This is a genomic window from Bradyrhizobium sp. (genome assembly GCF_035309285.1).
Lineage (GTDB): Bacteria > Pseudomonadota > Alphaproteobacteria > Rhizobiales > Xanthobacteraceae > Bradyrhizobium.
Genome location: NZ_DATGFH010000105.1, coordinates 41,335 through 56,226, shown reverse-complemented (window position 1 = coordinate 56,226; position 14,892 = coordinate 41,335). Strand labels below are relative to the sequence as shown.

The following is a 14,892-nucleotide window of genomic DNA, read 5'->3' as shown; positions in this document are numbered from 1 at the left end:
ATCTCGCCGGAGGCGGCGTCCTCGATCCTCTGGCGCGACGGCACCAAGGCCCAGGAAGCCGCCAACAGCATGAAGATCACCGCGCAGGACATGCTGCGATTCGGCGTGATCGACTCGATCCTCAAGGAACCCGCCGGCGGCGCCCACCGCGACCCCACAGCCATGATCAAGGCCACGGGCGATGCCATCGCGCAGGCTTTTGACGAGCTGAAGGGCCTCGATGCGGACGCCATCCGCAAGCAGCGGCGGCAGAAGTTTCTCGAGATCGGCCGCAAGCTCGGGTGAGTCGTCCCTTCTCCCCTTGTGGGAGAAGGTGGCGCCAACGGGTCCGCGCGAAGCGCGGCCCGATGACAGGCTCCGCGCCGGATGAGGGGTTCTATCCGCGAGCGCCGCTGTGGAGGCAGACCCCTCACCCAGAATTCAAGCTGCGCTTGAATTCCGACCTCTCCCACAAGGGGAGAGGTGGACGTCCGACGCTGCCCGGCGCCCCCAAAGGCCACAACATCTGCAACCCAAAGTGAACAACGGCCCCAGTTCCGCCGCAATTCGGCCCTGAGCGAAGATTTAACCTCTGTTGACCATGCTGCCCTTGCGCTGTGCCGCGGTGCCCCCGTCCGGTTGCCGCCAATAGGGTTAAGGGATACAACTTTAGCTAATGGCTTCAGGGCGTTCGCTGTCGACTTATGGGGGTGGCGGACTAACCCGGAGGGTGTGGAGCTTCTCGCTTGAATAAACGCACGCTGGTCCGCGCGCTTATCACCTCGGTTGCGCTTGCCGCCGCCGGTGTGTTGATGGCCGGCTGCAACACCGACGAGATTTCGCTCGCCGCCAACGCCAAGGCCAATCAGCCGATCCCGCCAAAACTGCTGCAGACCATCGCCGACAAGGACATGGATGTGCAGTCGCCGATCCTGGTCCGCCTGTTCAAGGAGGAAGCCGAGCTCGAGGTCTGGAAGCAGAATCGCTCCGGCAAATTCGAGCTGCTCAAGACCTATCCGATCTGCCGATGGTCCGGCGACCTCGGGCCGAAGGTGCGCGAAGGCGACCGCCAGGCGCCGGAGGGTTTCTACTCGATCTCGCCGGCGCAGATGAATCCGCAGTCGGCCTATTATCTCTCCTTCAACACCGGCTACCCCAACGCCTATGACCGCGCGCTCGGCCACACCGGCTCGGAGCTGATGGTGCACGGCGACTGCTCCTCGCGCGGGTGTTACGCGATGACCGACGAGCAGATCGCGGAGATTTATGCACTCGGCCGCGAGTCCTTCTTCGGCGGGCAGAAGGCGTTCCAGTTCCAGGCCTATCCTTTTCACATGACGCCGGCGAATCTGGCGAGGCATCGCAACAACCCGAACATGGCCTTCTGGAAGATGATCAAGGAAGGCAATGATCATTTCGAAGTGTCGCACCAGGAGCCGAAGGTCGACTTCTGCGAGAAGCACTACGTGTTCGATGCGCAGCGCGCGCCGAACGCCACGCGTGATCCCGTGTTCAATGCGTCGGCCAAGTGCCCGCCTTACACAATCGACGCCGATCTCGAGCAGGCCGTCAAGGAGAAGCAGGAAGCCGACAACGCCGCGTTCAACAAGCTCGTCGCCAAGGGCGTTGCCGTGGCGAAGCTCAACACCGGCATCGACGGCGGCATGAACGAGATCTTTGCCGCGCATGTGCCCGGCGCTTCGACCGGTCTCTCCGACGGCGGCGACGGCCAGGGCCTGTCGCTGATGACGATGTCGCGCATGCCCGGCACCATCCCCGGCGACGTCAACCCACCGCACGCGCCGTGGCAGCAGCAGGATGCGCCTGTGATGGCGGCCGGCCCCGCTCAAGCCGCACCCGCCGCGCCGAGCACACGCGTTGCGTCCGCGGCGCCCGCGCAGAGCGAGCAATCCGGAGGCTTCTTCTCGAGCCTCGCCCACAAGATGGGCTTTGCCAGCGCCACCGCCGACACCACCGCCTCCACGCCGCCGCCCGCGCCGGCGGCGAAGCCCAAGGTCGCAGCCAAGCCACGGCCGAAGGCGTTCAAGCCGGTCGAGACCAGAGAGGCCCAGGCCAAACCTGAAGCCAGGCCCGCGCCGCATCCGCCGCTAAAACCCTCGGTGAGCGATGCGCCCGCCACGGACTCCAGCGCTCCAAAGGAGAACGTCATGGCCGGCGCGCAGCCGATCGTGCAGTCCAATTCCTTCGACAGCCGCTTCTCCGCGCTGAAGTGACGCTTCGCCAAGCGAAGCGTCATCCCGGGGCGGGCAACGCGCGAACCCGGGATCTCGAAGTGCCGGGTTTGCGCTTTCGCCACAAGCGCGTCTCACGCTGCATTCCGATTCGATTTTCAAACATCCACCGCTACGTCGTCATTGCGAGCGAAGCGAAGCAATCCATACCGCCGCCGCGGATACAGTATGGATTGCTTCGTCGCTTCGCTCCTCGCAATGACGGAGGACACACGTCCGCATTCCCGCGGCACAAATCGCCCGAGTGATGCCTCGTCGTTGCCCCTCCTGAGAATTCAGAGGGCGCAGGGAATGCCGGATGCAGGCCGCACCCGCGAGCCTTGCGTGCAAAAGAAAGTGCACTTACGCACGCAAGCAACAACAGGGCAGCCAGAACAACCGGCATTCCCTGCGCGATGGTTTACGGCTTATACGTGCTCGCCCCGGTGTACCGGGCTTTTAAGCCACCGTCGCCCCGGGCTGATGACCCGGGGCTTGACCCCAGCGTCGGGGGGCCAGGCCCACACGATTTCGCTCGTCCGCGCCAGTGCCGCCCGCCAGGCGGCGCCGTCCGCGTCCATCGCATCCCAAAACCCACGTCCGTGGCGGTGCGCGGTCGCCCCTCCGAATGGAATCAGGATGGACGCAAGATGCGCATGATTTGCGTTTCTGATAAAGCGAAATATTTTTTGCGAAAAGGCTGGACAGGTAGAAACAGACTGAGATTGCTGGGGAAATTAAGTTTTGGGCGCAGGGCACCGGCAGCCAGAAACAAACCGATTCTTACGCTTTCTCCAAGCGCACCAATGCCGCCTTATTGGGATCGTATATGTAATCGGTGATTGTTCCGTCCCTGATGCGATCAACCGCCTCATCGACAACGAAGCGTGGCACCAAGAACCATTCTCGCGGGACCACCGGATTTCCAAAGCGATCCTTGATCTCGATATTGAGCCTCGCCGGATCAAAAACGCGATGAATGAGATTTTCGAGCTTGGTGCGGTTGACGTTATACAGATCGTAAGTTGCCACGATCTCCACATCGGCCATCAAGAACGTAGGATCCAGTTTCGCGGCATTTATGCGCTGCTGTACGTCCCCGCCTGTCACACCGATCTTGTGCAACACGTCCCGATTTGCTGCGACAACCGGATCGTTGGACTTGCTACGAAGAACGTAGATCGTGCCACTTGCCCAATCACCGTCGGCGCTTTCACGAGCAAAGAGCGGGCCGGCAACGGGATCGGTGATGCGGCGACCAGCTTCATCTTTGTTAAGCGCTCTTTGCAACGACCGCATGAGCAAGTTGCTTTCGGTGCCGTTGTCGAAGATCACACGAAGTCGCGCGTCAGTTTTTCCCTGCGCATTTATGAATATTTCGTCCATTTCCGCGACATAGGCCTTTTGACCGCCGACGACGAACCAGCTGCCCGGACGAATTTCGGCTTTGTGCTCAAATGGGCGTGTCTGGCGAATACCAGCATCGATATCGTTCTGAACCCTATCAAAAAGTGGTTTGAAACGATCGAACTCCTCACACTTATCCCGATTTGCGATCTCTTCCGCGGCGCGTTTATCTGCGCTTGCGCGGACGTGACGAAGCTCCGTTATATCTGATGACCCGGCTGCGCCAGCCAATTCGGCGAGCAACTCTTCCTCATTCATCCCTTCTGCATCCACCGCCGGCACACTGGTTTTGCCTTCACCCAAGAGCCCTTGACGGTCCAGCGGCTTGAGCAACGCTCGGCACTCCTCGAGCGCGCACAGACGATTAAGACGCACCGCATAGAGCCGCTCGAAGATATCGCGATCTTCCTCGTGTTGGGGTGGTCGTCCGTGTTCCTCGACGAACCGCTGGATTTCCTCAAACCCAGCAATTATGCGTTCCTCGCGCGGCGAGCTCTCACTTTTTTTCTCCGTTTGAGCAAACTCATCGAGCTCGGCACGGAGGGCTTCGAGATCGAAATCACTCATATCGTCCTTCATCCTTAAAGCGGACAAAAGCGGCAGCCCCTTCGGCCAAGTGCTTTTCCCAGGGATCAGGGGACGTTATAGATGGTAGCCGTCCACGCTCCTGTTTGAACTGGACCGCACGCCTTGCAATTACTTTTGCATCCTCAGGCGTTATGGCAGTCTTCTTTGCGGCAATCGCAGCTGCAACCTGCTTGAAGCTATCTTCGCTCATCGTCTTGGCGAGAATGGAATAGGCCTCGCCGAACGGATTGATCCGGTCGATGAGGTCAATGTCCAGTTCGCGTACATCCATAGCAAATCTGCGTACGCCATCTATCAGGGCCGTATTGGCCCTGTACTCGGTCTCACTTTCCTCCACTGCGAATTGCTTGGCCTTTTGCGTCAAGTTGAGAGCTGCGACGGCGTGTTGACGCACCGCCTCCTGATCCTCAGCGTCGAGTTCCGGATATTTGTCTTTGATGATCTTGCCCATACGAACCTGGGTCAGCTCCTCGGGGACCAGTTCCTCATCAAAGATACCCCGTTCGATAGCGGGCTTATCTTGAACGAAGGCAGCGATCACCTCGTTCAAATCCTCTTGGCAAATGCGTGCCGCTTCCTTGCTCTTGGGTTCTACCAAACCTTTGATCTCGATTTGGAACTGACCCCTCTCTTTGTTAAATCCTACGTTGCACTTGTCGGCACGATAGCCCGCTTCGCCGTAGTCGAACCCTTCAATCGGGCCGCTGTTCGGATTCTTAGGCGTGAAGTTGAATCGTGGCGCAAGCACCTGCTCCATCAGAAGGCTCGCCGCAATTGCCTTTAGTGTATCGTTCACCGCCTCCGTAACAGCCTCCTCAGAGGCGTCCGGCTCGGCAATCAGATTGGTGAACCGCGCGCGAGTTTTCCCCGGCGCGTCGCGGGTCGCGCGGCCGATGATTTGCACGATCTCCGTAAGACTCGATCGATAACCGACCGTCAGGGCGTGTTCGCACCAAACCCAGTCGAAGCCCTCTTTGGCCATGCCTAGCGCTATTATGATGTCCACGTGATCGCGATTACTCTTCTGGGCTGGCTCCTTCAGCGCCGCAGAGACACGGTCGCGCTTAGCTGGGTCGTCATCGACCAGATCGGCAATCCTAAGCACATCACCGTTAGCCATCTTGACCAGCTGGAATCCGGTCACAGGGTCTACACCCAGCCACTCGCCCAATTCCTCAATGATGTGCTCGACTTCCCTAATCTTATCCTTAGTGCTCTCTCGCGAATTGACACTCGGTATGTGAACAATCGTCTTTTCGGCCGGGTCAAGCACCTTCAGAATGTCATCGGCATAAGAGCCGGAGTAGAAGAAATAGCCAATGTCGAGTTGCTTCAAATATTCGTAGCCGTTCAGTTGTTCGTAGTAAGTGTAGGTGACGGTGTCGAATTTGGCCTCATCATGCGGAGCCAGGACCGCCTCGGCGTCTCCCCGAAAATAAGAGCCGGTCATAGCGACAATGTGTACTCGATCGCGCGCGATGAATTGGCCAAGATGTAGGCCGAGCTTATTGTCGGGATTCGCCGAAACGTGGTGAAACTCGTCAACTGCGATTAACCTTCCATCGAAGGTCTCCACTCCGAATTGGTCGACAGCGAATCGGAAGGTTGCGTGTGTGCAGACCAGCACCTTGTCATCGCTTTCAAGAAATGCTTCGACCGCTTTGACCTTTCCTCCATTGTCGGGGCCAGGAGCGTTGCAGAGATTCCACTTTGGCCGCACCGTCCAGTCCGCCCAAAAGCCGAATTCTGTTAGCGGCTCATCATTGAAACTCGCGCCAATTGCCTTTTCGGGCACAACGATAATTGCCTGCCTGACCCCCTGATGGTGGAGCTTGTCGAGCGCTATAAACATCAGGGCTCGGCTCTTCCCCGAGGCCGGGGGAGATTTGATCAGCAGATATTGCTCACCACGCTTCGCATAAGCGCGCTCCTGCATCGGCCGCATGCCGAGTTCATTGGCCTTGGTCGAGCGACCATTGCGCGCATACGTGACGGAGACCGCCGGCACGGTCGACCATCCAACGAAGCGCTTCAGATCAGCCGCTTTGAAGCCCTCGGGGAGAACCACTCTAGCGTTCTTAAAAAAATCCTCGCCCGCTTCGGCGACATCTGTAGTGTCGATGTCGTCGTCACGGATCGCTCCTATTTCAGCTGCACGCTTTTTTGAGATAGGCATGGAACAGGTTCCGTTCTTGCTTGGTCGCCTTTCGAGCGCTGATGATCCGTGTTTTTTCGCCGCGTAGCGTATGGACTACGCAAACTACGACAATCCCGTTCAAGAGACCGTAGCTGCGCTCTCGTACCTCTTGGTCCGAATCTTGATCCTCATACGTCAGCACTGGCCCCTCGAAGATCTTAGCCGCCTCTTCAAAGCTGATGCGATGCTTCGCCAAATTCAGTACATTCTTAGCTTCGTCCCACTCAAATGCGGTCATTGCTCCACCTAGTGGGATCGTTTCACGGAAGTTTCGGTTTCAAGAAACGCAAGCTAGTATACAGCTCACTGCGCCCGTCGTAAGCGACCTTCTTTGTCGGCCTCATTCCGAGCACGTGATTATCATTGAGCCGAGCAAGAAAAGCAGTGACCACGGCGGAGCGGACTGACTCGCCCTCTCGGTTCATGCGCTTGCCCCCTCCTTCCGCTTCTTAACCTTGGCCTCCCCCGCTGTCATTCTAGTGTACTGCTCGAACAATCTTTCGAGCCGCTCGGTGTCGTTGCGGAACCGGCGACCGATGTAGATGCGTTCCAGCACCTCGTCATTGCGCTCGTGCGTCTCGCGAAGATTGTCCGGCATCTTCTCGGGATCGTAAAGATCGGCGATCGTCGCTGGAAAATGCGCCTCGCGCGCCAAGAGGATGTCTTCGGCGCAGCGAGTCAAATCGTCTTTGTTTTTTTTGGTGAGCGTAGGCACGGGAAATGTATTCCAGCCGAGCGTGTTAGAATACCGGTATCGCGTTTCGAGCTTCCCGCAGACCGCTGCGATCCAGACTAGGTGAAGGCGGGAGGCGATGAGAGCGAGGTTCCAAAGGGGGGCGTCGTAAATCGCAAGCGCAAGATTGGATACTCTGACATCTGGATCCAACAGTCCGCAAGGAAGGTACTCCCGGCGTTCAGACGATACGCTGGGAACGATGATCGTTTGCTCGTGGCCGATGATAGTACGTTCGAATTTATATGGCGTATCAAGTCCGGCGCGTCCTCGGTCGCTTCCATGCAGACGATATTCCCGAACATGCGCGAGCCTTTCTGCGATCGGGGGTATAGAGTAAGCCAATTCTGCTTGGCTGTCTGAAATCCAAAGACAGTACCGACGCAATCCGTTAATGAATTCGTTGGACCCTAGTATGGGTTGAATCAGTGATCGAGCTTGCGGGAACGACTTCAATAACTCGTTCTTCTCATCAGCCGTCAGGAGCAGGTTTCCGCGATCTCTGGGAATATTCCCGCCAAACATTGTTGCGATGTTCGCAAGCGGATCGGACGCCCTTTCCACTATCACATTCGCGCCCGCTGCTAGATAGGGATTGATGTTTCCTACTTCCTTCCGCGTGGAGTCGGCGAATATAAATTTCCTTCGCTCTTGGAGATTTGCTACGCCGACAATCACACAAGTCACCTGTGCATTCCTCGCGGCGTTATTCCCCCACAGGAAGTTTTCGTGGGCGAAGAAGATGGCTTGACCGTTGTTCAGAATTCTAGGCCAAACGAGCGGAACTTGAACGCCTTGACAGATTGAATTGGTGGAGACGAAAGCAAACCTTCCACCACGCTTTATGTAGTCGGAAGCCTTCCAGAACCAGCCAACAATGTAGTCGATTGCGCGGACATCCTGCCGCCCCATCTTGAGCGATCGAAGCTCTTCCTTCTGCTCTTTGGTTTGAAATTTGTCTCCAACGTAAGGCGGGTTCCCGCAAATGTAGGTCTCACCGCCTTCGTTCTCAAAATCGATCTGCGCCTGATCGAGCGGTGTGTGAAACAGGTCATCGGCATGATGCTTCACCCGGGGGCCGGTTGGAGGGCAGACGCTGAGCCAATCCAATCTCATTGCATTGCCGCAGGTGATCCAGTTTTCGGCATCGAGCGGCAGGAAGTCTCGCAGCGCCTCTTTCTGCCCACGATAGACCACGTCGCACTGAAACTCCGCTATGATCAACGCCAGCCGCGCGATCTCGGCCGGAAAGTCACGGAGCTCGATGCCACGAAAGTTGGTTAGCGGAATTTCACTCCGGCGCTCCGGCTCGCCGCGCCGCCGGTTGATCTCAGCCTCGATCTCACGCATTTCCTTGTAGGCAATGACAAGGAAGTTGCCCGAACCACAGGCGGGGTCGAAGACCCTGAGTCGCGACATTCGGTTTCGGAGGTTCAGGAGCTTGCGGGAATTGTCCCCCGCTTCGACGAGACGTTCGCGCAGGTCGTCAAGGAATAGCGGATTGAGGACCTTGAGGATGTTCGGCACGCTCGTGTAGTGCATCCCCAGCGCGCCGCGCTCCTCGTCCTCCGCCACCGCCTGGATCATCGAGCCGAAGATGTCCGGGTTAATCTTTTTCCAATCAAGGCTGCCGATATGCAGCAGATAAGAGCGCGCGATCCGGCTGAAGCTCGGTACGTCGAGGCCGCCCGAGAATAGGCCGCCGTTCACGTACGGAAAGGCATCGGCCCAACGCGGCAATTTCGCGACTGGTCGATCCGCGATCGCCGTGTTCATGGCGCGGAACACGGCGCCTATCACGTCGTGCGTGTTCGTACCATCGCTCATCTGCGCGACCGTTGATGTGAACAAGTCGTCGCCATTGAAAATGTCAGTGCTCTCGGCGAAGAAACAGAAGATCAGCCGTGCCATGAAGTGGTTCATGTCGTGGCGGCGCTCGGCGGTTCCCCAATCCGGGTTGATCCTTAAGAGTTCGACATAAAGTCGGTTCAAACGGCTGGTTGCTCGGATATCGAACGAGCTTTCGCGGACTTGCTTGACGGTCGTGATGCCAGCGAGCGGCAGAAAGAACCCGAAGTGGTCAGGGAAATCGGTGTAAGCGCAGGCGATCGTTTCTCCACTCGTCAACTCTTCAGCTTCGAGTGTATCTCCGTCAGTCGCGAGAACGAATTTTACCTTGGCCCTGGTCGTCGCTGGACTGGCCTTTAAGGCTGCAAGGGTCTTCGTCACCTCACCGACCGGGGCGACTGCGATATGAATGTTGCTAGTCTGAAGAACGCCGCCCAGATCTGACTTGTTCGTTTCTCCTTTGCGGAGACGCTTAAGGGTCGTTTCCTTGTTTCCGAAGGCTTGAAGGAAGGCGAAGGGGAAGTGGTCTTTGTCGAACGGCTGTTCGGCTAGAGCGGATATGGCCTCTTCGATTTCAACAGCGTTCATATTGACCTAGACCTCTCCCGCCTCAGCGGAATGGCTTCTCCCAGGTTGCAATACCAAATGGCTCGTCGAAACCGAAGGTCTCTTAAGTCTGCCCACGGCTGTTTGGTCCGCGTTTCCCACTCTTTCAAGCGCTTTAATCACAGCCGGCGCGCTGGCCCAAATCCCCCCCATCTGTTATTCATGGGCCCACGATCCCGCGGATTTTCGATGAACCATTTCAACCCGTTCGACTATTTGCCCAAGCTCGCGGCCGCCGTCGCCGTAGCGGCCCTCTCCCTCACCCTCCCCGCCCGCGCGGCGGACGAGGAAACTCCCAAGGGCGAGACGGTCACGGTGATCAAGGCGACGAAGGCGTGCTTTGCCAATATTGTCGAGGTGTCGGGTATCGTCATGGCCCGCGACGAGGTCTCCGTCCGGCCCGAGCGGCCGGGGCTCAAGGTCGCCGAGGTGATGACCGAGCCCGGCGATGCCGTCGGCGCCGGGCAGACGCTGGCGCGGCTGAACCTGCCCGACGGCGGCTTCGTCAACGTCACCGCGCCGGTCGCGGGCGTGGTCCTGACCTCCACCGCCGTCATCGGCGCCATGGCAGGCGCCAAGGGCGAGGCGCTGTTCTCCATCATTGCGCGCGGCGAATATGACGTGGTGGGCCTGGTTCCGGTCACCGACCTCGCCAAGCTCGCGGTCAACCAGCCCGCCGCCGTGCACGTGATCGGCACCGGCGACGTCACCGGCCGCGTCCACCGCATCGCGCCGACCGTGCAGGCCGACAGCCAGCTCGGCCAGGTCTTCATCGCGCTGAACCAGACCGACAAGCGGCTGCTGGTCAATGCCTCGGGCCGCGCGCTGATCAAGACCGGGCAGAGCTGCAACATCGCTGTCCCCCTGACCGCCGTGCAATATGGCTCGGCCGGCACCGTGGTGCAGGTGGTCAAGCGCGACCGCGTCGAGACGCGGCGGGTCGAGATCGGGCTGATGTCGGGCGGGCAGATCGAGATTCGCGACGGCATCAGCGAAGGCGACGACGTCGTCGCCCGCGCCGGCGCGCTGCTCCGCGAAGGCGATCCGGTGCGCCCGGTGACGGCGACGGCGGCGAATACGAAGTGACTTCCTTCTCCCTCCCCCGCATCCGCCTTCGCCAAGGCTTCGGCGGACAGGCGCGGGAGAGGCGATGGAGATCGCCAATTCGACAATCCGCGCCGGATGAGGGGTTGCCCCCCGCGGGCGTGGAGTTGGCGGAGACAGACCCCTCACCCGCATCGCATCTACGATGCGATGCGACCTCTCCCACAAGGGGAGAGGTGACGCGGAGTTCGCGGCTGGCGCCTGCGTGAATTGTTTAAAGACAGCCAATTGAAATCGTCATTGGGATGACGGGTCCGTTAACCCCCGCTCGCATCCGCCGCGGCGAAGCGGATGTCTTCGAGCAGGGAGGACGACACGGAGGGGACCTGCGCGCCGTCGGAGGTTTTGGTAATGGCGGCGCGGGTCTTGTTGAAGATGGCTTCGGCGCTCTCGCCCTTGTTGAGGTGACTGAGCAATTCGCCGACCAGCACGCTGTGCTCGCCCTTGCCGTCCTCGACGACCTTGCCCGGCGTGGCGGAGGAAAGGATCAGCGCATTGTCGGGCGCGGCGATCGGCGCAAGCCCATGCGAATATTCGCGGAAGCGGCGCTCATAGGGGTTGCGGCGGGAGGCGTCCAGCACCACAAGCTTGGCGCGCGCCCCCTGCGACTTCATCACGTCGAGCACGGATTCGACGCTGACGCCCTCGCGCTTGACATCCCGCTCCTTCCAGATCGTGGCGTCGACCGGGATCATGTAGCTCTCGCGGCCGACCTGGATGCCGTAGCCGCCGAAGAACAAGAGCACGACAGAGTCGGAACGGATCTTGTTGCGCAGGCGGCGCAGCGCGCGCGTCATGTCGTCCTTGCTCGCGTCCTCGACGACGTCGACATCGAAACCGTCATGGCGCAGCGCCGCGGACAGCGAGCGCGCATCGTCGATCGACTGGGTCAGCGGCGCGTCGGCGTCGGGATAATGGCCGTTGCCGATGATGAGCGCGACGCGCGACACCTTGTGGACGGACTCGGTGCCAAGATCGGTCGCGACCGCCTTCGCGGCATCCAGCGCCCGCAGGTTCAACGCCGCATGCGCGCCGATCGCGAGCGACACCGTGGCCATCAGGGCCGCGGCAATCGCGAACGTGCGCCGGGAGATGTGAAGGTGCGGTACTTTCATCACAATCGTTTCCTGCCCGTGGCCCAAGACGCGGTGGTTAGTCGCTTCGAGGTGTTCGAGGTTTGAGGAGTTGAGGCTGCGTGTGTCGCCGAATTGCGCGCAATTTGCGGCGTCGCAACAAACAAACCCTTAACCTGCCACACCCCGTGGCGCAACATGGATCGCGACTAACCTCCCAGACCATTGAAAAGATTGATTAATTTTACAGTCCCAGAGATGGGAACCCCCGTGACGGCCACCATCTCCGCCATCCTGGCGTCAAATTGCCGCCCCTGGCTGTGAGCTTGGTCACATTTGTGTTTGACACCCCGTCATGCCAGCTTCCGAGCACTTTTCATGGTTGGGGCGGGCGCGGACGAAATAGAGGGGGTGAGATCAGGTCTGACTGGAACGGCGTCGGAGGTCCGACCTCAACATCGAACCAATTCGACCTAACCGCTTTAGAAGTCGGCGACGGTATCGCGCGAGACGAGTTTTCATGAATTTTCACCATTTCGCCGGTGCCGCCTACCGCGCGCTGACGGCGGACAAGCGCGGCCCCTCGCTGTATGACGTCTGCGACCCCGTGCTCCTGAACGGGCACGGCGGCGACGACCATCTCGCAAAATTCTACAAGGCGGCGATCAGCAACCCGGCGCTGCGGGCGCTGCTCCGCCGCGCCGGCCTGCCGGAACTGTCCGAGCCGTCCCGGCTGGCGGGGTTGCGCGAGGCGCTGATCCGCGCCCGCGACGACGCCGAGCCGGATTGGGAGGCGATCGGCGCGCCGATCGCGGAACTGCTCGACACGATCGAACTGTCGCACCCCAGACCTTCGCCGGCGCCGCCGAACGGCGCGGGGCCAAACCGCGCCGAGATCGAGCAGGTGATCCACACCTGCGCCGCGCATCTGCTCCGCTCGTTCCGTAAGCACGGCTTCATCCCGACCTATGCCGCCTTCAACCTGATCGGCGACCCGGATGTGCGCGGCCGCGAATTCCAGATGGCGCTGACCGGGCTCAACGCGCGCGGCTACAAGAACTCGACGCTTCTGTTCAACCTCGCGCGCGTCTTCATCGCCCGCTCGAACGCGAAAGACCTCATCAATCCGCCCTGGCGCGGCATTGCCGAACCGATGTGGCAGCCGATGCAGATCCGCCACCGCTCGGCCTATTACGACGCATTCTTCACCGAGGCGCTGCTCAGTTTTCTCGAGACCGGCCTCGCGAGCCCAGCGGAGACCGCGCAAGCGCGCAAGGCGATCGCCGAGATGGTCGACTTCTGCATTGGCATCAGCCGGGAGGAGGTGCGCGCGCATGACGGCGCGCGCGTCGCCGTGATCACGGCGCTGGCGCCGCCGCCGCATCCGCGCTTCTCGCGCTTCTTTCAGCAGATCAAGCAGGACCTGGGCTTTGGCATCTATGTGCCGGATTGCGACACCACGGCCTGCTCGTTCTCGGCCGCAACGCAGGCCGGCTCCTCCGATCCGATTCTCGATCAGCCGCTCGTCGATTTCTATGCCGGCTACCAGGTGCGCGAGGGCGCCAACGAGCCCAAGGTCACCGTGCCGCTCAACGACAACATCGATTTCGAGGGCGGCGTTGCGACCTGGATCGACAACCTCGCGGGCCAGCGCCCCTATGGCAACGATCTCGACCCGACGCTCAATCTCGATATTCTGGAGGTGAGCTTCCGCAATCTCAAGCGCTGGACAATTCTGGAGACGCCGTCGCGGCTGGAAACGCTCCAGCGCATCATCGGCTTCCAGCGGAAGCTCGCAGAGAGCGGCGCGTTCGCCAATCCGCGCTCGCATATCTATTATCTGCCGGAATTGTACTGCGCCTATTTCGGCCGCTGCTATGCGGCGTTCATGGCGCTGCCGGAGCCCGCGCGGAAGGCGATCGATCCATCGGGCGCGTTCGAACTCATCCGCGCGCGCGTGCTCGGCTATGTCGAGGGCGAGTTGATCGCTTGCGAGATGAACGCGTTCGACGCGGCGCTGGCGCTGATCGCGCTCGGCCATCTCGGCGCCGATGCTACGGCCTTCGTCCCCGCACTGCATTGTATCATGAGCTCGCTTGGCGAAGGCGGCCGCCGCGGCCCCTACCGCGCCTATGAATGGAACAAGATGAAGACGCCGACGCGGATCCTGGTCGGCGGCAGCGAAGTCACCTCCGCCTTCGTGCTGATGGGGCTTGCGCTGGCGCGGCGGGCGATAGCGCAAAGTTGAGGATTCAATGCGGATTTCGCCGCTGGCCTGCGTCGCAATTTCCGCCCACAATCGGAACATTGATCGTTTGATTCCGGTTAGGCCTTTGCAATGATCCGCACTTTCACCGCTGCTGTCCTGCTGCTCGCGCTGCCCGCGCTGGCCCGCGCCGCCGACATCACCGGCGTGCCGAAGATCCGCCAGGGCGACATCGTCCAGATCGGCAACAGCCGTATCCGCCTGGGCGGCATCGACGCGCCCTCGACCGACCAGCTTTGCCTCAACACCAAGGGCGAGCGCTGGACCTGCGGCGTTGCGTCGCGCGACGCGCTGATCAAGCAGGCCGGCAACCGAAGCTGGACCTGCCACGCCCGCTCGACCGATCGACATGGCCGCACCGTGGCGCGCTGCGAGGTCGACGGCGAGGACATCCAGAAATGGATGGTGTCGAGCGGCTGGGCGCTGGCGGTCGCCCGCGTCTCGCATGACTACGACGCCGACCAGAAGGTCGCGCGCGACGCCAAGGCAGGCATGTGGCAGGGCGCCTTCATCGCGCCCTGGGACTGGCGCATCCGCAACAAGAAGACGCAAATCCTCGGCGCGACCAAGCCGCCGCCGAACGCGCATGCGATCCTGCTCGCGTCGGCCTCCGGACCGGTCGCGCCTTCGCCCGACTGCACCATCAAGGGCAACGTCAACTCCGCCGGCGAATGCATCTATCACAAGCCGACCAGCCGCTGGTACGCGCAGATCAAGATGAAGATTTCCAAGGGCACGCGCTGGTTCTGCTCGGTGGAAGAAGCCGAAGCCGCCGGCTGCCGCGAAACAAGGCGGTAGGCTCGTGGATAAGCGCGCAGCGCCGTGAGCGGCCACCCCATCACTCCGCATCCCGATGCCCA

General features: G+C 60.5%; 9 protein-coding genes and 1 pseudogene. 5 read left to right on the top strand and 5 right to left on the bottom strand.

Translation table 11 applies throughout. From position 1 onward, the window contains the following. A pseudogene (locus VKR55_RS21340) lies at positions 1–285 on the top strand (acetyl-CoA carboxylase carboxyltransferase subunit alpha); the annotation flags it as partial. 440 nt (positions 286–725) lie between these two features. Beyond that, positions 726–2,213, top strand: a complete 1,488-nt coding sequence (locus VKR55_RS21335; RefSeq protein ID WP_324406400.1) for a murein L,D-transpeptidase family protein — start codon at positions 726–728, stop codon at positions 2,211–2,213. A gap of 780 nt (positions 2,214–2,993) precedes the next feature. On the opposite strand, the gene VKR55_RS21330 is transcribed toward VKR55_RS21335, so the two are convergent. The 4 genes from VKR55_RS21330 to VKR55_RS21315 all read right to left on the bottom strand — a co-directional run bounded on the left by VKR55_RS21330 (position 2,994) and on the right by VKR55_RS21315 (position 9,571). Further along, positions 2,994–4,184 carry a GIY-YIG nuclease family protein gene (locus VKR55_RS21330; RefSeq protein ID WP_324406399.1) on the bottom strand — a complete coding sequence of 397 codons (1,191 nt, stop codon included), beginning with the start codon at positions 4,182–4,184 and terminating at the stop codon, positions 2,994–2,996. After that, positions 4,177–6,381, bottom strand: a complete 2,205-nt coding sequence (locus VKR55_RS21325; RefSeq protein ID WP_324406397.1) for a DEAD/DEAH box helicase — start codon at positions 6,379–6,381, stop codon at positions 4,177–4,179. Before VKR55_RS21325 ends, VKR55_RS21330 begins: the two co-directional genes overlap by 8 nt. Continuing rightward, a complete protein-coding gene (locus VKR55_RS21320; protein WP_324406396.1) occupies positions 6,353–6,640 on the bottom strand; it encodes a BrnT family toxin in 288 nt (95 codons plus the stop codon). The genes VKR55_RS21325 and VKR55_RS21320 overlap by 29 nt, the downstream gene beginning before the upstream one ends. Before the next feature lie 183 nt (positions 6,641–6,823). Beyond that, on the bottom strand, positions 6,824–9,571 hold the full coding sequence (locus tag VKR55_RS21315) for a class I SAM-dependent DNA methyltransferase (RefSeq protein WP_324406395.1): 2,748 nt from the start codon (positions 9,569–9,571) through the stop codon (positions 6,824–6,826). A 207-nt stretch (positions 9,572–9,778) separates the two neighbouring features. On the opposite strand from VKR55_RS21315, the gene VKR55_RS21310 reads away from it, so the two are divergent. Beyond that, on the top strand, positions 9,779–10,675 hold the full coding sequence (locus VKR55_RS21310; RefSeq protein WP_324406394.1) for an efflux RND transporter periplasmic adaptor subunit: 897 nt from the start codon (positions 9,779–9,781) through the stop codon (positions 10,673–10,675). A gap of 275 nt (positions 10,676–10,950) precedes the next feature. On the opposite strand, the gene VKR55_RS21305 is transcribed toward VKR55_RS21310, so the two are convergent. Further along, complete coding sequence (locus VKR55_RS21305) at positions 10,951–11,808, bottom strand: caspase family protein (protein ID WP_324406393.1); 858 nt, start codon at positions 11,806–11,808, stop codon at positions 10,951–10,953. Positions 11,809–12,286: 478 nt separating this feature from the next. On the opposite strand from VKR55_RS21305, the gene VKR55_RS21300 reads away from it, so the two are divergent. Then, positions 12,287–14,014 (top strand): hypothetical protein, encoded by a 1,728-nt coding sequence (locus VKR55_RS21300; RefSeq protein WP_324406392.1) that lies wholly within the window; start codon positions 12,287–12,289, stop codon positions 14,012–14,014. A 90-nt stretch (positions 14,015–14,104) separates the two neighbouring features. After that, positions 14,105–14,830, top strand: a complete 726-nt coding sequence (locus tag VKR55_RS21295; protein WP_324406390.1) for a thermonuclease family protein — start codon at positions 14,105–14,107, stop codon at positions 14,828–14,830. The last annotated feature ends 62 nt before the right edge of the window (positions 14,831–14,892 follow it).